We start from the raw sequence: 23,821 nt of genomic DNA, 5'->3' as shown, positions 1-23,821 counted from the left end.
GCTGCTACGGATTCCAGGTTTTGAGAGCGTTGTGCAAGCCGATGCGCACGCCTTCTTCGACGATGTTCCAGCGACCCGCCGCGCGCCAGGCGGCGGAATTGTCAAGCCAGCTCTGCGCGCTGGCCTGGTCGCCGCTGCGATAGGCGGCCCAGGCGATCAGTCCCCAGGGATAGTGATCGCTTGCACCGGCCAGCCATTGCGCGCCATAGCGTTCCATCCACTGGCGCCAGTAACGCGCGCCGCTGGCGCCGCCGCGCAGGTCGTACAGCCACAGATAGACGGGCGCCACTGCATTCGGATAGAAGCCGTATGGTGTCGGCGGCATGCTGGCGCGCGCCGGCTCAAGGGCGCCTTCCGGATCGTAGCCGTAAGTGAGGCACAGGCCTTTGAGCATGCTGGCGCTGTCCGGCAGCGCCACCAGCTGGACGGCGAAGCGTGTGCTTGCCGTGCTGCTACGGCGCAGATGGCGCAAGGCGCCGATGACTTCGACGTTGTCGGCGAAATACGCCGCGCTGCCGCCGGAGACGGCGTGGAATGTCTGCTGCGCCGGATTCCACAGGGTTGCCAGGTGTTGCAGGGACCTGACGCAACTGGCGGCCAGCACTTTGTCTGCAGGCAGGACCTCGGAGGCCAGCAGGCACCATAGCGCATCCAGGGAGTCGTCGGCATCCGCCGGGCCGCAGGCCAGCCACTCCGTCGCGCCGCTGCGGCAGATGCGCGGGAAGGGGCCGTTGGCTTGCTGGAAGGGCAGCAGCCAGTGGCTGAAGGCGCTGGCCGCCGGAGCGACGTCGACGCCCAGCCAATGCGCCGCCAGCATGGCCTTGAGCGCGAAGTAGGGCTCGACGTAGTCGCCTTTGGGAAAGACGGTGAGGGCGCCGTTCGGCTCGACGAAATCGGCGAACACCGGGGGCGCAGGCAAGTCGTCGGCCGCCGCCGGGCGGCAGGCGCAGCAAAAGAAAAAGGCGAATGCGCAGAGGGCAGACACGGCTCGCAATTGCGTCCGGCGTCGATCAGCTGGCATGCGATTTCTCCTCCAGCGCGACCGTGGCGCCGTCATGCGTGGTAATGACGCCATGCACCGTGCAGCCGGCAGCGATGCTTAGCTTGCGGCAGATCATGGTGGTTGCCGCCTCGGGCGTGCCGATGCGGCAACCGGGGCCGATCACGATATCGTTCTGGCTGATCACAGGGCCCAGCACGGAGCAACCGCTGGCCAGCACGATGTCTTTGTTGCAGACCAGGCTGCCGGCAATGCAGCTGCGCTCTCCCAGATGCAGCTCGCCATAGGTCTTGATATTGCCGAACACGGTGGTGTCCGGAAGTATGCGGTAGGCGCCGCGCACCACATAGTCGCCGTATTGGCTGAGGGCGGTCGATTGCTGTGCGCCGTCATCCAGCAGATAGCGCATGCGCGGCGATGGCGTCAGCGGCGCCGCAGCGGCGGCAGCGCTGGCATCGCCGAAGTGCATGGCTGGCGCACCGGCGCGCACAAAGCGGCTGCCGCCGGAAAAATGGATTTCCTTGAGCGCGGTAATGCGGCCGTCGATCGCGGCGTTGCGGCCGACCCGGATGCAGGGCGCGTCGATCCAGCGATGCACGACCGTGTCGGCGCCCAGCGTAATGACACCCTGCGCCGAGCAGGCGCGCAGGCTGGCGCCGGCGCCTACCAGCAGATCGGCGGCGGCAAACAGATCGGCCTGGCTGTGGCTGCCTGGCCGCAGCCGGGCGCGGTGGAGAAAGATGACGATGCCGTTCTTTTGCTGCAGCACTTTCAGGGTCGCCGGCAGGTAGCCGTTGCCGATATCATCGTCCAGACGCTGATGGACGACGTGCAGCTTGCCGTTGATGCTGACGGTGCGGTCGGTCTGGATGCGTTGCAGTTTCTGCAAATCGATGGTCAGCATGCTGGCGACGGTGTGCCGGAAACTGTCGGCGAAATAGCGCAGCTTGTTGATCTCGTTGCGCCTGACCGGCAGCGGCGCCACGTCGCTTGGGCGCAGCCACTCGCGCAGCGCCGGGATAAAGGGCAGCGCCATGATCAGCAGCACGCTGATCAGCAGCAGCGTCGGCGCAGCCATGCTCAGGAAGCCTTTGCCGGCAAGCCCGGCAGCGCGTCATCGCGCGGCAGAATCAGCCCCTGGGCAGGGGTTGCCGGCGCCGTCCTGAATCGTTCGGTCTTGTGCCATACCAGTTCGCGCTTGCGCAGCGCATCCACCAACTGGGTAATGGCCGCATGGGAAATCGCCACCAGGCTGACCAGGAAACCGAAGATGTTCAGCGGCAACAAGCGTATGCGGTTGCGGTTGCCGTCCAGGTAAGTGGCGGCGGCCATTTCAAAAAAGGCCGCGTTGGTGCCGAAGGCGCCATAGGCCACCATGCCGCTCAGGGCCAGCCAGCCGAACAGCCATTGGTGCGAGGTCATGAAAAACTGGATGATGGTGATGCCCCAGCCGATCAGCAGCAAGGGCGGCATGATGAATACGCACAGCAGCAGGACGCCGTCGGCTCTTTCGCGCCGGCTGATGCGCGGGTTTTTCAGCAGGCGCATCAGGTTGCGGCTCATGACCTGGTTGTGGCCGCGCGACCATCTGCTGATCTGCCGGATCCTGACCGGCCACGCCTCGGGCACTTCTTCATAGCATTCAGAGCGGTTCTGGTAGACCGTTTTCCAGCCATGCTGCAACAGGCGAAAGGTGACGTCGGTGTCTTCCGCCAGCATGTCGCTGTTCCAGCCGCCGATTTCCTCCAGCGCGCTGCGTCTGACGCCGCCGACGGTGCCACCGTACTGCGGCACCAGCCCCAGGTTCATGCGCGCCGCCTGGTCGACCTGGTAGCCGCCGGCCCGCTCCAGGTCGAGCAGGCGTGTCAGCAGGTTGGCGCCGGCATTGATTGGTACCACGCGGCCCATGATGGCGCCTACTTCCGGGTCGAAAAACGGCGCCACCAGCTGCTTGATCAGGCCGCGCGCGGGAAGATAGTCGGCGTCGAAGATGATGACGATTTCGGCCTGGATTCTCTTGCTGGCGTCGCGCAATGCAGCTGCCTTGCCGGGCCGTCCGCTGTCGCGGTGGAACAAGGTGAAGCGGCCGGGATGGGCGGCGGCGATGCGGTCGATGATGGCGCGGGTGCCGTCGCTGGAGCGGTCGTTGACCGGCATGATGATCAGCTTGTCGCGCGGATAGTCGACTTCGAGCAGGGCATTCAATGCATCCGCGATCACCCGTTCTTCATTGTGGGCGGCGACGCACACCACGACTGTGGGCCACAACGCCTGCTCGATATCCAGGTAGGGCTGGCGCTGCTGTCCGAACAGGCGGTTGAGTGTGAACAGATAATGGCGGACCGTGTAGATCACCAGCAAGAATATTATCCCCGCCAGGATAGCGGTCATCAGATCCAGTTCTACTGCGCGGGCGTTGAATGCCAGCGACGATGCCTGCGCCTTGCCCGCGGCCGCCATCAGGCTGGCAATGAGAAAGAAAACAGGCCGGTGCGCCGCCGCCGGCCGCCGGCATGCCGCTGCCTTGCCAGGAATATCAGGCCAGCTGTCCATATTTCTCCCTGATTCCGCCGCAACACTAGCCGCGCGTCTATATTTTTTGAAAGCTCTTCGCGACCAGACGTATTTTTTCCAGTTGTTCAAATTTTTCCACACCAAATTCATCGATCTCCCTGCCGCACAGCACAGCGGCGATCCGCTCCGCCGCATGACCGTCGCCATAGGGATTGACGCGTTGCGTCGCCAGCTGCCAGATGGCGTCGTCTTCGTAAAGCCGGGTCACTGCGGCGACGATGCGCGCGGCGTCGGTGCCGACCAGTTGCACGGTGCCGGCGGCTACCGCTTCCGGCCGTTCCGTGACATTGCGCATCACCAGCACCGGCTTGCCGAGCGACGGCGCCTCTTCCTGCACACCGCCGGAGTCGGTCAGGATTACGTGAGAATGTTGCATCAGCCGCACAAACAGCAGATAGTCCAGCGGTTCGATCAGATGGATATTCGGCAGCTGCGCCAAGGCCGCCTGCACCGGTCCCTGCACGTTCGGATTGAGGTGTACCGGATAGACGATCTGTATATCGGAGCGGCGCGACAATATCGCCAGCGCATTGCAAATTTCGGCGAACCCGGGGCCGAAATTCTCGCGCCGGTGGCCGGTCACCAGCAGCAGCTTTTTATCGGCACGCAGGTAAGGGAAGTGGGCGTCGAGGCGCTCGCGCAACTTGCGGTCGCAGGCTATCGATTCGGTCGTCAGGCGCAGCGCATCGATCACCGTGTTGCCGGTGATGACCACCCGGCCGGCAAGGTGCTCCGCCGCCAGGCTGCTCTTGGCCCTGGCGGTGGGCGCCAGCAGCAGGTCGCTCACCACATCGACGTAGCGGCGGTTCATTTCTTCCGGCCAGGGTTGCGTCAGGTCGCCGGTGCGCAGGCCGGCTTCGACATGGGCCACCGGTATCCGGCGATGGAAGGCGGTAAGGGCGGCGATCATGGCGGTGGTGGTGTCGCCGTGCACCAGGATGCGGTCCGGCCGGGTAGCATCGAGCACCGGGTCGAGCAAGCCGATCAGGCGCGCGCTCAAGCCGTTCAGGCTCTGGTCCGGCAGCATGACGTCGAGACTGTGATCGACCTTGATGTTGAACAGATCCAGCACCTGCTGCAGCATGAGCCGGTGCTGGCCGGTGACGCACACCAGCGACTGGATGCTCGCTTCGCGTGCCAGCACCCGCAGCACCGGAGCCATTTTTACCGCCTCCGGGCGTGTCCCGAAAATAGATAGAACTTTCACTTTATACACTCGGCTGTTCGAGTTAAAAAGCCGGCCTGGCGAGATCAGTCTTGTCAGGGCCATGATGTTCTTGCTGCGAGCGCCTATCCGGCATGGGCCCCGAACCGAGGGGGAAGTCGACTGCCCCCGACTACGTCGGGCAGCGACAAGCATGACATCGATGCTTAATTATTCTTATGGGCAAGTTTCTTTTAAGGAAATATCTTGATTCCGGATGTTATTGTTGAGTAATGTAAATCTTATAATAAAAAATGTGATTTAACTGTTACTTATTGTTAAGTATTTAATACGCTTGGGAAATAAGTTGAAGGCTTGTTGGATTAGGCGCATTGCACGGCAAGGATCCTGGGCGCATCGCGGCGCCAGGCAGTTTTCCGGCGTACAAAAGTAACAATGAAAGAAATCGGTGTCAGTTGTGCACGTGTAAGCCGGGTTGCCGGGTGAGCTCGCTCAAGCATGGTCCGGATTTCACCGCTATCATTACCAGCATTGCGCATTCGGCGCGGAACGTTTCATCCACCTCCTGGCATCCCATGCTTTCCACTCTTCTGATTCTTAATCCTTTGTCCGAACAAAGTCTGCAGCGCATTGCGCAAGAATGGCAGATCGTCTATGCCCCTACGGCTGCGCAACGCAGCGACGCCATCTCCAGCCATGCAGAGCAGATACGGGCGGTGCTGACCATCGGCTCGATCGGCCTGCGGGCGCAGGAAATTGCCGCCTTGCCCAAACTGGAACTGATCTGCGCGCTAGGCGCAGGTTTTGAAAACATCGATGTGGCAGCTGCGCGCGAGCGCGGCATCACGGTCGCCAACGGCGCCGGCACCAATGACGCCTGCGTTGCCGATCACGCCATGGGCCTGCTGCTGGCGACGGTGCGCGGCATTCCGCAGCTGGGCGTGGCGCTGCACCAGGGCGTCTGGCGCGATGCACTGCCTTTGCCGCCCAGCGTCTCCGGCAAGCGGCTGGGGATCGTCGGACTGGGCACGATCGGCAAGCAGATCGCGCGCCGCGCCGCCGCTTTCGACATGGCCATCGGCTATCACAACCGCTCGCCGCGCGATGATGTAGCGTTCACTTATTTTGCGACGCTGCAGGCCCTGGCCGAATGGACTGACTTCCTGGTGATCGCCACGCCGGGCGGCGCCGGCACCCGCCACATGGTGGGCGCGGCGGTGCTGGATGCATTGGGGCCGCAGGGGTTTGTCGTCAATATCGCGCGCGGCAGCGTGATCGATACCGCGGCACTGGCGCGAGCCCTGCGCGAGAGCCGGCTGGGCGGCGCTGGCCTCGATGTTTATGAGAGCGAGCCGCTGCCGCCGGCAGAATTGCTGGGTTTGCCGAATGCAGTGTTGACGCCGCATGTGGCCGGATGGTCGCCGGAGTCGGTGGCCGAAACCGTGCGTCTGTTCCTGGAAAACAGCCAGCGCCATTTCTCCGGACAGGCGGTGTTGACGCCGGTCTGATGAAACAAAAAATCCGGCAATTGCCGGATTTTTTTTGCTGCTGCCCACAGGCATATCAGTTCAGGAATTTCTTGTCCTTGGTGATCATGGTCATGTCGACGAACGTCGAGCCGTTATGATTGCTGCCGCTGAAGTTGACGTCGAAACCGCCGCCGTTGTAGTTCTTCATGTTGATCGATTCCAGCGCCTTGACCAGTTTTGCCCGCGTCAAATCCTTGCCGGCGCGCTTCAGCCCCTCGACAAATACCTTGGCCGCGATAAATCCTTCCAGGCTGGAAAAGTTGGATTCCTTGACGCCGGATTTTTCCATCAGCTTGACATATTCGGCGACCACTGGCGCCGACGAACTCCACGGGAATGGCACAACCTGGGAAATCACCACGCCTTCGCCTTCCTTGCCCAGCGTATCGGCCAGTGCCTGGCTGCCGACGAACGAGACGTTATAGAACTGGCCGTTGTAGCCAGCCTTGCGCATTTCCTTGATGTAAGCGGCGCACGAAGCATAGGCGCTGATCTGGATCACAGCGGCGGGACGTTTCGGCAGGATTTTGCCGACGGCCTTGCTGACGTCCGTGCTGTTGCGTTCCACCGTGGCCGATTCGACCATTTCCAGATTCAATTTCTTCAAGGCCCGCTGCACGCCTTCCAGTCCGGCGCGGCCATAGGCGTCGTTCTGGTAGAACACTGCGATGCTCTTGATGCCGACGTTCGCCAGTTTTTCGACCAGATGTTCGGTTTCGTCGAAGTAGCTGGCGCGAACGTTGAAGACCTGGCGGTTGAGCGGCTCGCGCAGCGATTGGGCGCCGGTGACCGGCGCGAAAAACGGCACGCCGGCTTCCGTGAAAATCGGCAAGGCGGCATTGCTGGTCGGCGTGCCGACGTAGCCGAACAAGGCGAATACATCGTCTTTTTCAATCAGCCGCTTGGTGTTGGCGGCGGCCAGGTCAGCTTCATACTTATCGTCGGCCTTGATGATCTCGATACGGCGTCCAAACACGCCGCCTTGCTCGTTCACCGAATCGAAGTAGGCCTTGGCGCCGGCATTCATCTGTATCCCCAGCTGCGCGGCCGGGCCGGAAAACGCTGCCGACTGTCCCAGCAGGATTTTCTGGTCGGTGACGCCGGATTCGGCAAAGCTGGCGGTCAGTGGGCTGCAGACGCCGATGATGAGAGGCAGTACAAAGGATAAGAGACGACGGTGCAGATGCATGATTGCCACTTTCTGATGTTGATCAAGCGATGGAATGGAGCAAGCATGAATCATACCTTCTCGCATGGCGCCGCTGCGTATTATAGATATATTGCTAGAAGAAAACAAAAGAAAGGGTAATTTTGGCAGTAGTTAGTGCTTGCTGGGTGGAAATGACTTTTTCCACTCGTTGCCGGAATAGGCCTGGCGCATGAATGCGAGTCAATGCGAATCAATGCGAATCAATGCGAAGGTGCGGGGCGCTACCCGCGTCTCAAGCGCAAAATAAAAAAGCCACCGGGATGACCGGTGGCTTTTAGCTTGCTGCGGCAGTTGTTACCACATGATGACGCGCTGTTCCGGCGGCAGATACATCTTGTCGCCAGGCTTGACGTCAAAGGCGCTGTAGAAGCCGGGCTGGTTGCCCAGCGTGCCGTTGCCGCGGAAGCGTGGCGGCGAGTGCGGATCGGTTTTCACGTACACGATAGCTTGCGCATCGCGCACCTTGGCGCGCCATACCTGGCCCCAGCCCAGATACAGGCGCTGGTCGCCGGTGAGGCCGTCGATCACCGGCGGAGTCTTGCCGTCCAGCGACAGGTGGTAAGCCTTGTAGGCGATCGCCAGGCCGGAGTTGTCGGCGATGTTCTCGCCCAGGGTCAGTTCACCGTTGACCTTGTAGCCGGCGACCGGGCTGTAGGCATTGTATTGCTGCACCAAGGCCTTGGTCTTGACCGCGAATTTCTCGTGGTCTTCCTTGGTCCACCAGTCGCGCAGGTTGCCGATTTCATCGTACTGGCTGCCCTGGTCGTCGAAGCCGTGGCTGATTTCATGGCCGATCACGCCGCCGATGCCGCCGTAGTTGACTGCGTCATCCGCGTTGGCATTGAAGAACGGCGGCTGCAGGATCGCTGCCGGGAACACGATTTCGTTGAGTTCCGGGTTGTAGTAGGCGTTCACGGTCTGCGGCGTCATGCCCCATTCTGCGCGGTCGACCGGCTTGCCCAGCTTGTCGATATTGCGCTTGAATTCGAATTCGCTGGCGCGCATGGTGTTGCCGACCAGGTCGTCACGCTTGATGCTCAGGTTCGAATAATCGCGCCACTTGTCCGGATAGCCGATCTTCAGCATCAAGGTCGACAATTTCTTTTGCGCCTGCTTCTTGGTGTCGGGACCCATCCAGTCCAGGCCGTCGATGCTGTGGTTGTAGGCGGCGATCAGGTTGGCCACCAGTTTTTCCATGCGCGCCTTGTTCTCAGGCGGGAAGAACTGCTCGACATACAGCTGGCCCAGGCCTTCGCCGATGCCGGCTTCGACCACACTGATGCCGCGTTTCCAGCGTGGCTCGTTTTGCGGCACGCCGCGCAGCACAGTACCCTTGAACGAGAAGTTCTGGTCGACATATTCTTTCGACAGCTGAGATGCGTAGCTGCTCAGCACATGCCATTTGAAATACGCTTTCCAGACCGGCAGCGGCGTGTCTTGCAGGATCTTGTCGAGGCCTTTGATGTAGGTTGGCTGGCTGATCACCAGGTAGCTGACCTTGTCTTTCAGACCGGCGCCGGCCAGGTAGCCATCCCACTCGAAGTGCGGCGCCAGCGTATGCAGCTGGTCCAGTTCCACCCGGTTGTAAGCCTTGACCGGATCGCGCAGCTCGACCTTGGTCCATTGGATCTTGGCCAGTGCGGTTTCCAGGGCGACGATGCTGGCGGCGTTTTTCTTGGCGGCCTTGTCGCCGGACATGGTCAGCATGGAAGCGACATGGGCACGGTACTTGGCCAGCGTGTCCTTCAGCTTGGCGTCGTCGGCTTTCAGGTAGTAGTCGCGGTCAGGCAAGCCGAGGCCGCTCTGGCCGAGGTCGGCGATGACCTTGCTCGAATCCTTGGCGTCCTGGTGGATGCCAAGGTCGTAGGGAGCATTGACGCCGATGCTGTTCAGATGGGCGATCAGACCCGGGATCTGTTTCTTGTCTTTCAAGGCGTCGACTCTGGCGAATTCCGCTTCAAGCGGTTTGATGCCGAGTTTTTCGAGCGCCGGCTCATCCATGTAGCTGGCGTACAGGTCGGCGATCTTTTGCTTGTTGGAGCCGGCCTTCAAGTCTTTCTCGGCGCTGACGGCATCGACGATGGTGTGCAGCTGGGTCAGCGAATTTTCACGCAACTCATAGAAAGCTCCCCAGGACGACTTGTCGGCCGGGATTTCGGTTTTCTTGAGCCAGCTGCCGTTGACGTAGCTGTAGAAGTCGTCCTGCGGGCGCACCGCCAGGTCGGCGTTCGTCATGTCGATGCCGCTGGCCGGCTTGGCCGAGCTTGTCATGGCGGCGGCAGCTACGGTGCGGGGTGTTTGGGCAAAACTGGCGGTGGAGCTGGTATAGCCTGCAACCAGTGTCAGCACAGCTGCACAGATGAGAGAGCGTTTCACGAGTAAGTAATCCTTATGAGAAGTCATCGGAAAAAACAGCCTGGTAAGGCATTCTAAAAAACTATTGCAGATTCATTTATATTGTCCGTCTTTCAATGCAGAAGCGCTGCCGGATCTTGTTTTTCGCGCAAGGCCGTGCATAGCAAGGTCTTTTCGCGGGTTTGCGCCAGGCCGCGGTCGGCGCCCGGCAACTGCCCCAGCAACGGCTGGAAGAAGCTGCTCAGGCGGTCGGCCTCGCTTTGCGAGCAGCTGTCGCCAGCTACCAGGTCCGGCAAACGGCCGCCGGAGGATTCGCCGCTGCGCTTGATCAGCTGTTCATGGTTGAGTGTAAACCACTTCCACAGGGCTTCGCGGCCTTCGCCGTCTTCCCTGCTGGCGCGCAGCAGCGTGCCCATTTCGCCGACCTTGACCAGCGGATCGAGCGCCAAGTTGCGTGCACGCTGGGCGCTGGCCGAGGCGGTGGCGGCGCCCAGGCCGCTGAGGATCGCCATGCGCTGCGCCGGTTCGCTGGTATTGCCCAGCGCCTTGATCAAGACGTCGACTGCCGGCGTCCCTTGTTCTTGCGCGGTGACCGACAGTACGGCGCACAGCAGGTCAGGATTGGCTGCCGCCAGGTCGAGCTTGCCGTCAGCGTTTTTCTCCAGTGCTTTGCCGCCTTGCAGCAGCAGGGCCTGGCGTACTTCCGGCAACTTGACGTCGAGCGCCAGGAACTGGGCCAGCGCTGCGCGCAGCAGCGCATCGTCCTGGCTTTCGCCGACGCGGCGCTGGTAGCCGAGCTGCTGCAGGCGCGGCAGATATATTTTACGCGCCAGGTCGGTCAGGCGATTGCGCTGGGCGTCGCTGCGGACTTCGTATTTCGCCAGCCACTTGAGGGTAGGAATCAGGGCCGTCGCCACTTCGCGCGTGCTCGACTGCGCCAGGCGCGGCGCGGCCGCCAGCACTGCGGCGGCATCCAGGTCGCCACGGCCGAAACCGGCATTGATGGCGTCTGCGTATGCCAGTTGTTCGGTATCCGGCAGCTGCGCCAGGTTGCTGGTCAGGCGCGCCAGGTCGTCGCGCGCCATGTCGAAACGGTAGTAACCGGCGGCGTCTGCATTTGGCATGTACCAGCTGCCGGCAGTGGCGCCGGGCAGCACCATCTTGCCTTGCGCCTGATCCAGCAGTTCGCACTGCGTCCTGGCGTCGCCGCCGGCAATGCTATAGCGCACGCAGACCGGGATGCCCCACAGCCGCTTGGCGTCGCCAGTGGAGCCGAGCGGCAGGTAGCGCTGCTGTTTCAGATGCAGCACGGCCTTGCCGTTTTCCATGCTGAGGGCAGTGTCGACCAGCGGCACGCCGGCCTGGTCGAGGAAGCTCTGCATGGCCTTGGCAAAGCGCTGGTCCTTGCCCGAGGCCTTGGCCAGCGCGCTCACCAGGTCATCCGCGGTGGCGCTGGCAAACTGATGCTGCTTGATATAAGTGCGCACGCCTTGGCGGAAAGTGTCCGCGCCGAGGTAGCGTTCGAACATGTTCAGGACCGCGGCGCCTTTCTCGTAGGTTATGCCGTCGAAAGCCGTATCGATATCGCCGTTGCCGGTGATCGGCTGGCGGATCTTGCGCACGCTGACCAGGCTGTCGCTTTGCATGGCGTAGTTGGCGCCGCTGATCAGTCCCAGGTCGGCGCGGTATTCCGGGTGTAGCTGCTGCGTGATCTTGGCCTGCATCCAGGTGGCGAACGCTTCGTTCAGCCACAGGTCGTCCCACCATGGCATGGTGACGGTATCGCCGAACCATTGGTGCGCCAGTTCATGGGCGTTGACGTTGAACGAGCTGCGTACATTTTGCGCCGGCGAGTTGGCGTCCAGCAGCATCAGGTAATCGCGGAAGGTGACCAACCCGGGATTTTCCATGGCGCCGGCGGCAAAGTCGGGCGCGGCCAGCAAATCCACCTTATCGAAGGGATAGCCGAAGCCGAAGTAATCTTCCAGCGCCGTGATGATGGCCGGGGTCTGCGCCAGCGCCGGCTTGATGCGCTCGCCTTCGCCGTGCGGCGCAATGCCGCGCAGCGTCGTCGCCTGGGCGCGCCATTGGGTGGCTGGAATCTGCGGCCCGCCGACCACATCCCACGGACCGACCGCGAAGGCCACCAGATAGGTCGGCAGCGGCCTGGTGGCGGCGAAGCTGAGCTTGCGCCAGCCCTTGTCGAGCTTCTCTTCCGCCACTTGCCGGGTATTGGCGACCGCGACCTGGTTTTCCGGCACGGTCAGGCTGAGCGTGAAAGGCGTCTTGAAAGATGGTTCGTCGAAACCGGGGAAGGCGTAGCGTGCGCTGATCGCTTCCATCTGCGTGATGACATACGGCGCGCCTTGGCTGCTGACCTTGTACACGCCTTCCAGTTGCTGGTTGAACGGCGCGCTGTACTCCAGCGTCATGCGATAGCGGCCGGCCGGCAGCGTCTGGCCGAACTCTACAGTGGCGACGCCTTCCTTTTTCGCGGCAACCTTGTATTGCGCGGCATGAATATGGTTCGCGCTGTCGCTCAGGCTGACTTTGCCGACGCTCAGGTCCTGGCCGTGCAGCCACAGGTGATCGGCAGCTTGCTTGAGTTCGAGATCGATGGTGGCGCTGCCGCTGTAGGCAGACTGTTGCGGGTCGACGCGCAAATCGAGGTGATACGCCAGGGGCTGGGCCCAGCGCGGCAGTTTTCCCAGCGGTGCAGTGTCATTCGGGGTCGCCGCTGCGGCGTTGAATGACGAGATGCTGAGGGCGAGAGCAGCTAGTGTGAAACGACGGGTAGTACACATCACAGGTCAAATCCTCCCAAATTTTGTCTTGGGATTCTAGCGCGCACCAGTGTGATCCGCTAGGAAAATAGTATGAACAAAAAAACTAAAAAAATCCGCCCCGGTACGGCTCGGCATTTTGTGCCTGTTTAGCGCATGGATACTGGGTTTCGGGGCGGTTGCCGATGATGATCTCTGTCAGTTTGTCTTATCTGGAATAAGCAAAGGTGATAGATCTGAGTGGCTCTGTTTGCTGCGTAATGGGAAGTGCAGTATGAACATCGCGCCGCCCAGTTCTGAACTCGCGACCCGTACCCCGCCGCCAAGCCGCTCGGCGATTTTCTTGACGATCGCCAGTCCCAGTCCGTAGCCGCCGGTGGCGCGGTCGCGGCTGCGGTCGAGCCGGTAGAACGGTTCGAAAATCCGTTCCCGGTCATTCTCCGGAATGCCGACGCCGTCGTCTTCCACAATCAGTTTCCACGAAGCGGGGCTGGCTTCAGCCCGCACCCGGATGGTGCTGCGGGTGTAGCGCAATGCATTTTGCAACAGGTTGGAAAAGGCGCGTCCCAGGCTGCGCGGTTCAATGACGATTTCTTGCATGGCGGGTGCGATCTGCCAGACGATGGTGCAGTGGCGCAGGCTGAGCTCTTCATCGGAGACGCCGGCGGCGGAGCGCAGGAAATCCTCCAGCATGATTTTTTCCCTGCTTTCCGGCAGCGTAGCCTGTTCCAGCATGCTCAGCGTCAGCAGTTCGCCGACCAGGATATCCAGTTCTTCGACGTCCTTGCGCATGGCCTGGATGCGTTTATGGGTCCTGCTGTCGTCGGTGGTATCCATCAGGTTGACGAGGCCGAATTCCAGCCGCGCCAGCGGCGTGCGCAATTCGTGCGAAGCGGCGTTGACCATGTCCCTTTGCGCAGTGATCAGGGCGCCGATGCGGTCGGCCATATTGTTGAAGTAGGCGCACAGCTGCTTGATCGAGGAGTTCTCGGACAGCCTTGCGCGCGCGTCCAGTGCACCGTCGCCAAAGCGGGCGGCAGCGATGCGCAGCTTTTCCAGGTCGCGCCAGTGCGGCGTCAGCCATACCAGTATCGCTGCCAGCATGACGCTGAAAATAATCACATAGGCGAGCATCTCCATCCAGTCGGGAATAAGCGGATGGACTTCCACCAGGCTGCCGTCATTCAGCGCGATGTAGACATTCGTGCGGTTGATGTCACCGGTGCCGCTCCACGCCAGGCCGTATTGCGCCAGATCCTGCCGGGTGGCCGGCGACAGCGCACGCTTCTGTTCTTCGGACAGGTGGCGGTAGCGCTGTCCATTGGAATGGTTCATGCTGTCCAGCCTGGCTTGTCGGGTACTGTCATCGAGCGGGTCCAGGTAGTCGCGCAGCAGCATCGCTTCACTGGCGTATTCGCGATGCATCTGCGCCATCAGGTGCGTCGAGAACAGGTAGGGGAAGCCCTTTTGCACGAACACGATCGACAGGAGCAGCAGCACGGCGACGGTCAGGTACAGGCGTATCAGGATTCTTAGCATTATTCGTCCCAGGCGATGGGGCTGAACAGATAGCCGCGCCCCCACACGGTCTTGATTTTGCGCGGTTCGTTGGCGTCGTCGTCGAAGCATTTGCGCAGGCGCGAAATGCTGACGTCGACGGTGCGGTCGAGGCCGTCGAAGCCGATGCCGCGCCAGCGCTTGAGCAGCTCGTCGCGGCTCAGGACCTTGCCGGCGGCCTGCACCAGGATCACGAACAGATTGTAGTCGGCGGTCTTGAGATCGATTTCCTCGCCTTTCCAGCACACCTGGCGCGCCGACAGGTCGACCTCCAGCTCGCCGAACTGCAGCAGGGTGCCGCGCGCCGGCTGGTCGCGCAAGTCCATCCAGCGCAGGATGACGCGCAGGCGCGCCAGTAGCAGGCGCGGTTCCACCGGCTTGAGCATATAGTCGTCGGCGCCGATCTCGAGACCGGCGACCTGGTCGAAAATGTCGGCGCGGGCGGTCAGCATCAGCACCGGCAGCGCCGAGGTCTTGCGGATGGCGCGGCAGATATCCATGCCGTCCATGCCGGGCAGCATCAGGTCCAGCACCACCACATCCGGCTGTTCGCGGGCGATGGCGTCCAGCGCCAGGTCGCCGCGCAGCACCAGGGTCACTTCAAAATCGTAGCGGCACAGATATTCCGATATCAATTCGGCAAGCCGTGCATCGTCTTCAATCAATAAAACCTTCTTCATGCCATTTTCCCTTTTTTTCATCATAGCGTCTGGCTCCGGCTGCCGATGACCCGATTACAAACAAACACATAAATGCCAAGGATTCACACATATTCCCTACCAATGCTTCACAGACATGCGGCTCCGGCGTGTCGACAATGTGCTCTGTGAAATGCCTTGCGAATTTGCAGCACGCATCTGTACTGCAAATTTGCGCCACGAATTTACGTCACCCCCACCCCGGAGAAACAATGAAACACCAGACCAAGTCCATCCTCGCTCTCGCCCTGTACGGCGTCCTGGCCTCGCGCGCGGCGCTGGCGCAGCAGGCGGCGCCGGCGCCGTCCAAATCCTGGCTACAGGACAGCCAGGTTACGATCGGGCTAGGCGCCGGCGGCATGGCGCGCTATGCCGGCAGCGACGAATACCATGTGGTGCCGGTGCCGATACTGAAAATCGTGACGCCATCCGGATTTTTTGTCGACACCATGGAGGGAGCCGGCTACCGTTACGACATCAACGACATGTTTTTCGCAAGCGCCGCCATCGGTTACGGCGCCGGCCGCAAGGATTCCGACGACGGCCTGCAGCCCGGCTCGGCAAAGCTGAAAGGCATGGGCGAGATCAAGGGCTCGGTGCTGGCCAATATCGAGGCCGGCATCAAGCTGGGCCGCATCGGCACCCTGTCGTTGGCTATCTCGGAACCGGTCAGCAACCGCGAACGCGGCCTCAGCTACCGGGTCCAGATCAGTAGCACCGTGCTGGAGCTGGCCAAGGACAAGGTCAGCGTCAGCGCTGCCGCCATGTTCGGCGATGCCAAGTACAACCAGACTTTCTTTGGCGTCAATGCCGTCCAGAGTCGTAATTCGGGCTATGCCCAGTACACGGCGGAATCCGGCCTGAATGCGGTCAATGCCTCGCTGGTCTGGACTCACAGTTTCAACCGGACCTGGTCGCTGTCCACCATGCTCGGCGCCACGCATTATATGCAAAAAGCCGCCGATAGCCCGCTGGTGCAGGCCAAGACCAACTACAGCGGATTTGCGACCGTCAATTATTCATTTTGACCGAATCGAGACTGGTGCGCCAACATGGTATTTAATCTGTTTCCAAGATCGAAGTGGTTGCGCGACAAGCTGCAGGCCGAACAGCAGAGTTTGCCGGCTGCGCCACCGCGGATTTTCCTTACCGGCGTCACCGGTTTTGTCGGCGGCGCGATTGCCGCCGAACTTGCCGGCAGCGAAAGCTTCAAGGAAATGCTATTTCTGGTTCGTGCGGAGTGCCCGGCCGCCGGGGTACGCCGGGTGCGCGAATCGATCGCTCGCTTCACCCCGGCCGAAACGCCGCTGCACATCGCGGAAAGCCAGATCATCCTGGCTGACCTGAGGGATGCGCAGGCGTTTGCCGATGCGCGGCTGGAGCAGGTCAGCCATGTCATTCATTGCGCCGCCGTGACGTCCTTTGCCGAGCGCTCGGATATCTGGGAAATCAACGTCGACGCTACCATGCGCCTGGCGGAGCGCTGTTCGCGGCTGCCGGGCTTGCAGCGCTTCGTGTATGTCGGCACGGCCATGGCGTGCGGCGTGGCGCGCGGGCCGGTGGTCACGGAAAGCCTGCGCCTGCCGCTCGAGCGCGCCCATCTGGTGCCGTATACCGCCTCCAAGGCGCGAGCGGAAAATCAGTTGCGCGAGCTGTTCCCGGAGTTGCCGCTGGTGACTGTGCGGCCGTCGATTATCGTCGGCCATTCGTCGCTAGGTTGCAAGCCATCGGCCAGCATCTTCTGGCTCCTGAAAGTGGTTGCGCAGCTGAATCGTTTCGTTTGCCCGCCAAGCGCCTATCTGGATATCGTGCCGGTCGATTATTGCGCGCGTACGATTGTTGCGCTGACCTTGAAGGCAACGCTGAGATTTTCCGCGTATCACATCTCCGCCGGGCGCAGCGGAAGCGTCATGGTGGAGCAGTTGCTGCAGGCATTCCACGGCGCCAGTGCGGCAGCCCGCACAAAGTCTTACGAGCGGGTGTCGGAGACGGCATTGCGGCAGATGGCGCTGGCGTTTGGCGTGCGCCACGCTGTGCAAGGCAGCGCCACCAGGAGCGGCCGCAACGAACCGATCAACACGCGCATGCTGCACAAGGCGCTGATGCTGTACGGCCGTTTCTCCAAACTCAATTATGTGTTTGACGAACGACGGACTCTGAGCGAAGGGCTGGCGCCGGCGCCTTGCTTCCTCGACTATATCGGCCGCTGTGAACGTAGCGCCGAGGGCATGTCGCTGAAGGCGCAGATGGCGTATGACTTCAAATAGGCGGGGAAACATCTTTGCGCCGGAATAGAAAAAACCCGCCGAGGCGGGTTTTTTCGATGCATCTTTTACTGTCGCCGAAACTCAGGCGCGCTTGATCAGCCTTAGAATGAACAGCAAGATCACTGCACCGACCGTAGCCGTCACGATTGAAGCGATCCAGCCGCCGCCAACCTGAATGCCAAGTACCCCAGCCAGCCAGCCGCCGATGAAGGCGCCGACGATACCGACGATGATATCAACCAGCACGCCGAAGCCGCCGCCCTTGACCAAAACACCTGCCAGCCATCCTGCAATCGCGCCAACTATCAACCAAGCGATGATGCCCATGAGATTTCCTTTCAAAGTTGACCATGTTTAGACTACCCGACAAGAGTAGCGTAAACATCATCAAAAAAAGTCGTCCAATTGTAAAAGATAGATAAACCCGAAAGACTGCTTTGCCGGCTGCGGCGCTGCAAGAAAAGCGGCCGCACATGCAAACAGGGCCAGGCTATGCGCCTGGCCCTGTAGTGTCAGCTGTTAGCTGCAAGCCTTGCCATGATCGGCGTGGTTGCCTGCTGCCTTGGCGGCTGCCTCTGTCATGTAAGAACCTGCCTTGGTTGTGCCATAGTACTTGGTGCCTGCACAGTGATATACCTTGCTCGAGCTGTTGACCCAGACGTCGCCTGGTTTAGCGCCGGCTGCAGGAGCGGTTGCCGCTGCAGCTGGTTTTGCCGGAGCCATTGCTGCAGGTGCGGCAGCAGCTGGCTTAGCCATGGCAGCTGGAGCTGCAGCAGGTGCAGCTGCTGGAGCAGCGGCAGGTGCGGCCGCAGCGGCTGCAGGTGCGGCGGCGGCAGCTGTGTACCATTCCTTTACGCCTTTATGGCCGGCGCAAGCGCCTTTCTTGGTTGCGTTGGAGGAATAGCTGCCGTCCTTGCACAGGCCGGTGCTGCCGGCTGGCGCTGCTGCCGGCGCTTGGGCGAAGCTGGCGGCGGAAGTCAGTAAAGCTGCTGCAACTGCTGCTGAAATAAACAATGCTTTCATTTTTTTCTCCATGGAGTAAATAGTGCTCATGTGTTGCTGATCTCAACACCTTGGGTGTCAATCTGTCTACTTGCAGCACGACCATGCAACTTGTTGTGCGCCGCACCTGGCAATATGACCGAGGTAGGTAATCAACGCGGTCATATTGGATATGGCTGACATAAACTTCGATACAAATGAAAACAATTGTGAGATTTTTATGCTCACAGGCGTATCAGTGTTGCGCATGAAGCATCTTAATTGCCAAAGAGGTATTGGTCCGCGGGATGGCGGCCGACAGCGGACTGCCGGCCGCATTTTGCTAGAACGCGTAGCGGACGCCCACTGTCGCGGTATAGCGCGGAGCAAGCTGCACGCCGTTGACCTTCTGGTAGACCGGCAACTGCACAAAGCCGTATAGCGAGATTTGTTGCGAGATTGGCACGTTCACGCCCGGACTCAGGTAGACCAGGGTGCCGCCGGTGCTGACGGTGTCGGCATTGGCGCCGACGTCATGCAGCACGCGCCGCATGTTGAGCTGGATCTGCGGCGTGAAGTTGCTGTTGCCCACATAACGCAGGCCCAGGTTCAGATTGGCGCCGTCGCCGGGACGGTACTGATCGCTGGAATTTAGCGCCTTCTGTACGATGCCCTGGGCGAAATAGTCCCAGTTCTGGCTGAGCGTATCCATATAGTAGACGCCGAGGATGGCATCGGTGGTGCCTGTGCCTGGCTGCAGGCCGCGGTCGATAGGCACTGGTCCCGGCGCAGTCGGATCGCTAGACATGGCGGTATCGGTATGGCTGCCGGTGGGCAGTTTCAAGCCGAACAGGATGCCGAAGTTATGCTCCGGCGTAAAGCCCTGGTAGCGGCCGATGACCTTGAGGTCGCCGATGCTGGAGGTGCGGGAGTCATACTGGCCGCCGCCGGCGCCGGGAGTGACGCCGTCCGAGGCGGTGCCTAGGGTGCTATGGCTGCGCATGATGTAAGGCAGTTGCAGATTGATGCCCCAGTCCGGGTTGAAACTGTAGTCGAGACCCAGCGTCAGGTAGTTGTTGCGGGTGTATTTTTCGACTTCCTGCGGATCGCCGTTATTGGAAATCTGGCTGGCGGCGCCGGGTGAGATCTTGCTGGTGCCGCTGCGCAGCTGGTTCTGGTTCAGGTAGTCGTAGCGCAGGTCCATTTTCAGCCCGGACGAGCTGCCGATGCCGAGGTTGTCCCAATCGGAACTGAGGGTGCAGCCGCAGCTGGCGCAGGCTAATGCTGCCTGCGGCAAAAGGGCAGTCAAGGATATGGCAGCGAGCGGCAGCAAGGCAAGGCCGGCGCGGCGAGAGAATGGCGTAGCCATGGTAAAGGGCTTTCTTGTTCGGTTTGTAAGGCGTCAAGGCACACTTTCATTGAATGAAGCTGCACCGCCGGCTAAGCAAATCAAGACAAGGCGGGCGGCCCGCGCGATTGCGGATGCAGCCGGACGATGCTGGCGTGCAGGGAGAATGGGGCTTGCGGAAGAGCGATGCCTTCGCTGGCCGGCAGCTGCCATTGGCTGATGCCGGGCGGCAGGCCGATGTTGGCGGCGTGCAGGAAACACAGCAGGCAATGGCCCTGGTGATCCTGGTCCGGGGTATCGTGATTACCGGCGGCGGGCGCCTGCAGATTGCCGGCGCTGCTGCACAGTTCACCCAGCCCGAGCGGCTGGCCATGGGCAGCCGGCAGCAACTGCACCACGCTGGGCAGCAGGGCTGCAAACATGGCCAGGCAGACGGCAAGCTGGCGCAATCGGCGGGGCAGGTGGAACATAGAGCGGCACGGGTAAGCTGTTCGCCGAAATGGCAAACTTAGCCGTATGGTAACGCCTCGCCAGGAGCGCAGCAAGTCGGGTAAACCCTATGGGTGTATTGAGGGCCCGCCGATGCGGATGGCAACCGCCCAAGTGTCGTGTCACGCCTCCCCTGTCGGCATCTCACTTGTCCTTGACCCGTATCGCGTCGTTGCGCCTCGTCGCCATAGCCCCGCTATGTCTCCTCGGCACGCCTAGCGCTACGGGCCAAGGCCGGCGCGATATACCGACAGGGGAGGCGTGACACGACACTAGGCTTCCGGATGCAGGTCGACCTCGAACAAATTCTTGCCGTCGACATTGTGCAGCGACACTGTCATGACCTTGCTCTTGGCGTTGACTTTCCCCATACCGAAGAATTGCAGCAGCTCGCTGGGCGGGCGGTTCTGCTTCATGTCGCCTGGGATGCTGACGTAGCGGACTTCCGGGCCGAAGGTGCGGTCGATTTCTCCCGGACCGAAAGTGCCGGCATGCAAGGGGCCGCCGACGAATTCCCAGAACGGCTTGAAATCGGTGAACTGGGCTTTCTCCGGCGAGTAATAGGTGGCGGAGGCGTAATGGACGTCGGCAGTGACCCACACGACGTTCTTGATATCGTGCTGCTTGATGAATTTCAGCAGGCTGGCCACTTCCAGCTCGCGCCCGCACGGCTTGCCGTTATCGCCGTTGGCCCATGCTTCAAACGTCCCTTGCGGCACGTCCGGGTTGAGGTCGGGCACCACGATCGAGAGCGGCATGTCGCTGGCGATGATTTTCCAGGTCGAGCGCGAGCGCAGCAGCGCCTGTTTGATCCAGCGCAGCTGGGCCGCGCCGAGAAAGGCGGCATCCTGCGTCAGCGCGCTCTGGCGATTGGGCGAGTTGGGGCCGCGATAGCTGCGCTCATCGAGCATGAAGACTTCCAGCAGCGGGCCGTAGTTGAACATGCGGTAGACCCGTTCCGGATCGCTGGGATCGATGCGGAACGGATTGTATTCGAACATCGCGCGCTTGGCGTTGGCCGCCAGCGTCGACAGGTCGCGCTGTTGATAGCGCTTTTCGGCGGCGCCGATGGTCTGGCCGGGATACCAGTTGTTGCGCACTTCGTGGTCGTCCCATTGCACCAGGAACGGCACCTCCGCGGCAAAGCGGCGCTTATTGACATCCAGCAGATTGTAGGCGAAGTTGCCGCGATAGTCGTCCAGCGTTTCCGCTACCTTGGACTTGGCCGGCGTCACCAGGTTTTGCCAGAGCGAGCCGTCGTCCAGCCTGACTTCTTTTTCGATGACGCCGTCGGCGTAGATCTGGTCACCCGAGTGGATAAAGAAATCCGGCTTGAAACGGCGCATGGTTTCATAGATCCGGTAGCCGCCCCAGGCTTCGTTGATGCCCCAGCCTTGGCCGGCTTCATCGCCGGAAAAAGCGAAGCTGATGTCGCGCTCGGCGCCGCCGGGAATCAACAGGCTGCCGCTTTGCGGTGCGCTGTGGATTGCCGGATTCTGGATATCCTGGAAACGCACGCGGTAGAAAATGGAAAGTCCGCTGGGCAGACCGCTGAGATCGACCCGCGCCGAGAAGTCGCTGCTGGAAAGGGCTATCGGCCCGATAACAGTCTGCGCGCTCTGGAAATTTTCGTTGGTGGCATATTCCACCACCATGCGCGCAGGCCGGTCGGTGCGGCTCCAGATAATCGCCTTGTCGCGGCTGATGTCGCCGCTCATCACGCCGCTCGGCATTTGCGGCCTCAGCTTGTCGGCGGTGACCAGGGCTGGCGCCGTGCCTGGTCCTGTGCTTTGCGCGATCACGCTATGCAGCGGCGCTCCGCTCAGCAGGACGCCGGCGCCGGCGCCGACTTTACGTAGAAAAGTACGGCGTTTGTAAGTTGTAGCGTCGTCGGAGGACATGGCGGGCTCGGCGAAATGGGGGCGGAGCGACGATTCTAGCGTGCTTGTGTTACAGGCAGATGAACTGCGCTTGCTGTTGCGGAGGTAAAAAGGGAGGCAAAAAAAAGCCGGCCAGCGCTTTGCTGTCCGGCTTGTTCAGTAACGCTGGAATTAATTGTTCTTGACTGCTTCGACCTGGATAGCCAGTTTCACTTCCGGCGCGAATTTCGGCACGCCATAGCTGATGCCGAAGTCGCTGCGGTTGAATTCCGCGGTGGCGTCGGCGCCGCAAACTTCGCGTTTCAGCATCGGATGCATGATGCACTTGAACGAATTGATGGTCAGCTTGACCGGCTTGGTGACGCCATGCAGGGTCAGCTCGCCGTCGACGGCCACCGGCTTGTCGCCGTCGAACTGAATCGAGGTGCTTTTGTAAGTCACGTCAGGAAATTTCTTGACGTCGAACATGTCCGGGCCGGAGGCATGCTCGTTCATTTTGGCCATACCGAAATCGATGGTGCTCGGGTCGATATGGATATCGATCGAACCGGTCTTGGCTGCGCGGTCCAGGGTGACGCTGCCGCTGGTTTTTTCAAACTTGCCGCGCCAGAACGAGATGCCCATGTGGTCCGCTGTGAAGCTCGGATAGGTGTGGTTGGGATCGATGGTGTATGTGTCCGCGGTGGCAAAAGCGCTGGCGGCGCTGGCGGCCAGCAGGGAGGCGATGATGAGCTTGAGTTTCATTTCGGGTGATCCTTTCAGTGGGATGATATCTCTGGTTAATTCGCTACAAGATGAAACTTGATGGTGATTTCGTCCGCCACCATGCTGGTGTCTTTCCATTCGCCCTCACCGATATTGTAGGTGAGCCGCTTGATCGGCAAGGAGCCGTCGAATACCTGGGCGCCGCCTTCTTTCTTGACGCTCAGGGGGAAGCTGACATCGGTAGTCTTGCCCTTGATGGTCAGCTTGCCGCTGACGTCGTACTTGCTGCCCGCCGGCGCGCCGGCGCTGGCCTTGATCGAACTGGCGACAAAGCTAGCCTTGGCGAATTGCGCCGCATTGAACCATTCTTTTTTCAGCACTTCCTTGTTGTATTCAGGATCGCCCAGGTCGAAACTGGCGATGTCGATGTCGACGCTGGCTTTCGTGGAAGCAGGCTGGGCGCTGTCGAAATCGATGGCCGGGGTGAATTTCTTGAACTTGGCTTCGACCGGCACGTTCATCTGCTTGAACACGATGGTCACGTTGCTTTTCGCCAGGTCGGCTTTCAGCGGCGCGGCCATGGATGAGCAGCTGGCGCCCAGGGCCAGCAGGCCGGCGGCGGTTGTGAGGGTGAGCTTTTGCAAGGTCATGGAGATTCCTTTTGATTGAGAGAGGGACTAGGGCAGCATGCGTTTCAGCACGCCGTCGCGATCGATGAAGTGATGTTTGAGCGCCGCCAGCACGTGCAGCGAAACCGCACCCAGCATGATCATGTTGAGTGTGTAGTGGACCAGTTTCAGGACGGGCTTGAGATCCGGATTGGACGCGATCAGCACCGGCATCGGCCAGATGCCCAGGTAAGTTACCGGCACGCCGGCCGCCAGGCTGTAGAAATAGCCAGACAGCGGCACCGCGAATATCAGCACATACAAGAGCACATGCAGGCCATGCGCGGCCATTTGCTGCCAGGGCTGCATGCTGGCCGGATAAGGCGGTGCGCCCTTTGCCTTGCGCCAGAGCAGGCGCAGGCAAGCCAGGCCGAACACCGTCACGCCCAGCCATTTATGCCATGAAAAGTATTTCAGCTTGGTGGGCGTCAGGCCGGGAATGTCGACCATGGTCAGGCCCAGTGTAAAAGCTGCAACGATGAGAATAGCGACCAGCCAGTGCAGCACGATGGCTGGGATTGAGTAACGTTGCATAAAGTATCTGGACGTAAATGTAACAGCGAAAATAGGGTTCAGAAGCGCCGATTGCCGGCTGCATCCCGTAAGGCCCAT

The 23,821-nt window shown here is 61.0% G+C and carries 20 protein-coding genes; 3 read left to right on the top strand and 17 right to left on the bottom strand.

Annotation, left to right across the window (positions count from 1 at the left end; all coding sequences use genetic code 11):
• Positions 1-4 precede the first annotated feature (4 nt).
• The 4 genes from BCF11_RS06245 to wecB all read right to left on the bottom strand — a co-directional run bounded on the left by BCF11_RS06245 (position 5) and on the right by wecB (position 4,736).
• Positions 5-1,021, bottom strand: coding sequence for a hypothetical protein (locus tag BCF11_RS06245; protein ID WP_233212396.1), 1,017 nt, complete (start codon positions 1,019-1,021; stop codon positions 5-7).
• Complete coding sequence (locus BCF11_RS06240) at positions 1,011-2,078, bottom strand: polymer-forming cytoskeletal protein (RefSeq protein WP_098493979.1); 1,068 nt, start codon at positions 2,076-2,078, stop codon at positions 1,011-1,013. Before BCF11_RS06240 ends, BCF11_RS06245 begins: the two co-directional genes overlap by 11 nt.
• Positions 2,079-2,080: 2 nt before the next feature.
• Complete coding sequence (locus tag BCF11_RS06235; protein ID WP_199111086.1) at positions 2,081-3,391, bottom strand: glycosyltransferase; 1,311 nt, start codon at positions 3,389-3,391, stop codon at positions 2,081-2,083.
• 199 nt (positions 3,392-3,590) lie between these two features.
• Positions 3,591-4,736, bottom strand: a complete 1,146-nt coding sequence (gene wecB, locus BCF11_RS06230; protein ID WP_233212395.1) for a non-hydrolyzing UDP-N-acetylglucosamine 2-epimerase — start codon at positions 4,734-4,736, stop codon at positions 3,591-3,593.
• 578 nt (positions 4,737-5,314) lie between these two features.
• On the opposite strand from wecB, the gene BCF11_RS06225 reads away from it, so the two are divergent.
• Positions 5,315-6,247 (top strand): 2-hydroxyacid dehydrogenase, encoded by a 933-nt coding sequence (locus BCF11_RS06225; protein WP_098497349.1) that lies wholly within the window; start codon positions 5,315-5,317, stop codon positions 6,245-6,247.
• A 55-nt stretch (positions 6,248-6,302) separates the two neighbouring features.
• Here the strand turns inward: BCF11_RS06225 and BCF11_RS06220 are convergent, their stop codons facing one another.
• From BCF11_RS06220 to BCF11_RS06200, 5 genes are all read right to left on the bottom strand, one after another.
• Entirely contained in the window at positions 6,303-7,457 is a 1,155-nt protein-coding gene (locus tag BCF11_RS06220; RefSeq protein ID WP_158229153.1) for an ABC transporter substrate-binding protein, read from the bottom strand.
• A 315-nt stretch (positions 7,458-7,772) separates the two neighbouring features.
• Complete coding sequence (locus BCF11_RS06215) at positions 7,773-9,854, bottom strand: M13 family metallopeptidase (RefSeq protein WP_098493976.1); 2,082 nt, start codon at positions 9,852-9,854, stop codon at positions 7,773-7,775.
• A 92-nt stretch (positions 9,855-9,946) separates the two neighbouring features.
• A complete protein-coding gene (locus tag BCF11_RS06210) occupies positions 9,947-12,637 on the bottom strand; it encodes a M1 family metallopeptidase (protein WP_233212394.1) in 2,691 nt (896 codons plus the stop codon).
• A gap of 177 nt (positions 12,638-12,814) precedes the next feature.
• The gene (locus tag BCF11_RS06205; RefSeq protein ID WP_158229152.1) at positions 12,815-14,155 is read right to left on the bottom strand and encodes an ATP-binding protein; all 1,341 of its coding nucleotides are present in this window, start codon (positions 14,153-14,155) and stop codon (positions 12,815-12,817) included.
• Positions 14,155-14,853, bottom strand: a complete 699-nt coding sequence (locus tag BCF11_RS06200; protein WP_199110768.1) for a response regulator — start codon at positions 14,851-14,853, stop codon at positions 14,155-14,157. Before BCF11_RS06200 ends, BCF11_RS06205 begins: the two co-directional genes overlap by 1 nt.
• A 230-nt stretch (positions 14,854-15,083) precedes the next feature.
• Between BCF11_RS06200 and BCF11_RS06195 the strand changes: the two genes are divergently transcribed.
• Together BCF11_RS06195 and BCF11_RS06190 are read left to right on the top strand one after the other, a co-directional pair.
• Positions 15,084-15,899: a MipA/OmpV family protein gene (locus BCF11_RS06195; protein ID WP_158229151.1), complete on the top strand. Its 816-nt coding sequence runs from the start codon at positions 15,084-15,086 to the stop codon at positions 15,897-15,899.
• A gap of 24 nt (positions 15,900-15,923) precedes the next feature.
• On the top strand, positions 15,924-17,138 hold the full coding sequence (locus tag BCF11_RS06190; protein ID WP_098493972.1) for an SDR family oxidoreductase: 1,215 nt from the start codon (positions 15,924-15,926) through the stop codon (positions 17,136-17,138).
• Between the two features lie 81 nt (positions 17,139-17,219).
• Here the strand turns inward: BCF11_RS06190 and BCF11_RS06185 are convergent, their stop codons facing one another.
• The 8 genes from BCF11_RS06185 to BCF11_RS06150 all read right to left on the bottom strand — a co-directional run bounded on the left by BCF11_RS06185 (position 17,220) and on the right by BCF11_RS06150 (position 23,743).
• Positions 17,220-17,465, bottom strand: coding sequence for a GlsB/YeaQ/YmgE family stress response membrane protein (locus BCF11_RS06185; RefSeq protein WP_061943502.1), 246 nt, complete (start codon positions 17,463-17,465; stop codon positions 17,220-17,222).
• A 192-nt stretch (positions 17,466-17,657) separates the two neighbouring features.
• Complete coding sequence (locus tag BCF11_RS06180; protein ID WP_098493971.1) at positions 17,658-18,161, bottom strand: DUF3761 domain-containing protein; 504 nt, start codon at positions 18,159-18,161, stop codon at positions 17,658-17,660.
• A gap of 301 nt (positions 18,162-18,462) precedes the next feature.
• Positions 18,463-19,488, bottom strand: coding sequence for a TonB-dependent receptor (locus tag BCF11_RS06175; RefSeq protein WP_098493970.1), 1,026 nt, complete (start codon positions 19,486-19,488; stop codon positions 18,463-18,465).
• Between the two features lie 80 nt (positions 19,489-19,568).
• Positions 19,569-19,937, bottom strand: coding sequence for a DUF2946 family protein (locus BCF11_RS06170; protein ID WP_098493969.1), 369 nt, complete (start codon positions 19,935-19,937; stop codon positions 19,569-19,571).
• Between the two features lie 291 nt (positions 19,938-20,228).
• Positions 20,229-21,857 carry an alkaline phosphatase gene (locus tag BCF11_RS06165; RefSeq protein ID WP_098493968.1) on the bottom strand — a complete coding sequence of 543 codons (1,629 nt, stop codon included), beginning with the start codon at positions 21,855-21,857 and terminating at the stop codon, positions 20,229-20,231.
• 150 nt (positions 21,858-22,007) lie between these two features.
• Positions 22,008-22,580 carry a YceI family protein gene (locus BCF11_RS06160; protein WP_098493967.1) on the bottom strand — a complete coding sequence of 191 codons (573 nt, stop codon included), beginning with the start codon at positions 22,578-22,580 and terminating at the stop codon, positions 22,008-22,010.
• Between the two features lie 35 nt (positions 22,581-22,615).
• Positions 22,616-23,191 (bottom strand): YceI family protein, encoded by a 576-nt coding sequence (locus BCF11_RS06155; protein WP_098493966.1) that lies wholly within the window; start codon positions 23,189-23,191, stop codon positions 22,616-22,618.
• A 27-nt stretch (positions 23,192-23,218) separates the two neighbouring features.
• On the bottom strand, positions 23,219-23,743 hold the full coding sequence (locus BCF11_RS06150) for a cytochrome b (RefSeq protein ID WP_098493965.1): 525 nt from the start codon (positions 23,741-23,743) through the stop codon (positions 23,219-23,221).
• Between the last annotated feature and the right edge of the window lie 78 nt (positions 23,744-23,821).

It is taken from the genome of Collimonas sp. PA-H2 (assembly GCF_002564105.1).
Lineage (GTDB): Bacteria > Pseudomonadota > Gammaproteobacteria > Burkholderiales > Burkholderiaceae_D > Collimonas.
Note: the sequence above shows the minus strand (reverse complement) of the source record. Positions and strands in the feature narration are given on the sequence as shown.

Bases quoted from the DNA above. Each gene is read 5' to 3' on its own strand.
- BCF11_RS06245 (WP_233212396.1), bottom strand. From the start codon at position 1,021: ATGCCAGCTGATCGACGCCGGACGCAATTGCGAGCCGTGTCTGCCCTC.
- BCF11_RS06240 (WP_098493979.1), bottom strand. From the start codon at position 2,078: ATGGCTGCGCCGACGCTGCTGCTGATCAGCGTGCTGCTGATCATGGCG.
- BCF11_RS06235 (WP_199111086.1), bottom strand. From the start codon at position 3,391: ATGACCGCTATCCTGGCGGGGATAATATTCTTGCTGGTGATCTACACG.
- wecB (WP_233212395.1), bottom strand. From the start codon at position 4,736: ATGGCTCCGGTGCTGCGGGTGCTGGCACGCGAAGCGAGCATCCAGTCG.
- BCF11_RS06225 (WP_098497349.1), top strand. From the start codon at position 5,315: ATGCTTTCCACTCTTCTGATTCTTAATCCTTTGTCCGAACAAAGTCTG.
- BCF11_RS06220 (WP_158229153.1), bottom strand. From the start codon at position 7,457: ATGCATCTGCACCGTCGTCTCTTATCCTTTGTACTGCCTCTCATCATC.
- BCF11_RS06210 (WP_233212394.1), bottom strand. From the start codon at position 12,637: ATGTGTACTACCCGTCGTTTCACACTAGCTGCTCTCGCCCTCAGCATC.
- BCF11_RS06205 (WP_158229152.1), bottom strand. From the start codon at position 14,155: ATGCTAAGAATCCTGATACGCCTGTACCTGACCGTCGCCGTGCTGCTG.
- BCF11_RS06200 (WP_199110768.1), bottom strand. From the start codon at position 14,853: ATGAAGAAGGTTTTATTGATTGAAGACGATGCACGGCTTGCCGAATTG.
- BCF11_RS06195 (WP_158229151.1), top strand. From the start codon at position 15,084: ATGAAACACCAGACCAAGTCCATCCTCGCTCTCGCCCTGTACGGCGTC.
- BCF11_RS06190 (WP_098493972.1), top strand. From the start codon at position 15,924: ATGGTATTTAATCTGTTTCCAAGATCGAAGTGGTTGCGCGACAAGCTG.
- BCF11_RS06185 (WP_061943502.1), bottom strand. From the start codon at position 17,465: ATGGGCATCATCGCTTGGTTGATAGTTGGCGCGATTGCAGGATGGCTG.
- BCF11_RS06180 (WP_098493971.1), bottom strand. From the start codon at position 18,161: ATGAAAGCATTGTTTATTTCAGCAGCAGTTGCAGCAGCTTTACTGACT.
- BCF11_RS06175 (WP_098493970.1), bottom strand. From the start codon at position 19,488: ATGGCTACGCCATTCTCTCGCCGCGCCGGCCTTGCCTTGCTGCCGCTC.
- BCF11_RS06170 (WP_098493969.1), bottom strand. From the start codon at position 19,937: ATGTTCCACCTGCCCCGCCGATTGCGCCAGCTTGCCGTCTGCCTGGCC.
- BCF11_RS06165 (WP_098493968.1), bottom strand. From the start codon at position 21,857: ATGTCCTCCGACGACGCTACAACTTACAAACGCCGTACTTTTCTACGT.
- BCF11_RS06160 (WP_098493967.1), bottom strand. From the start codon at position 22,580: ATGAAACTCAAGCTCATCATCGCCTCCCTGCTGGCCGCCAGCGCCGCC.
- BCF11_RS06155 (WP_098493966.1), bottom strand. From the start codon at position 23,191: ATGACCTTGCAAAAGCTCACCCTCACAACCGCCGCCGGCCTGCTGGCC.
- BCF11_RS06150 (WP_098493965.1), bottom strand. From the start codon at position 23,743: ATGCAACGTTACTCAATCCCAGCCATCGTGCTGCACTGGCTGGTCGCT.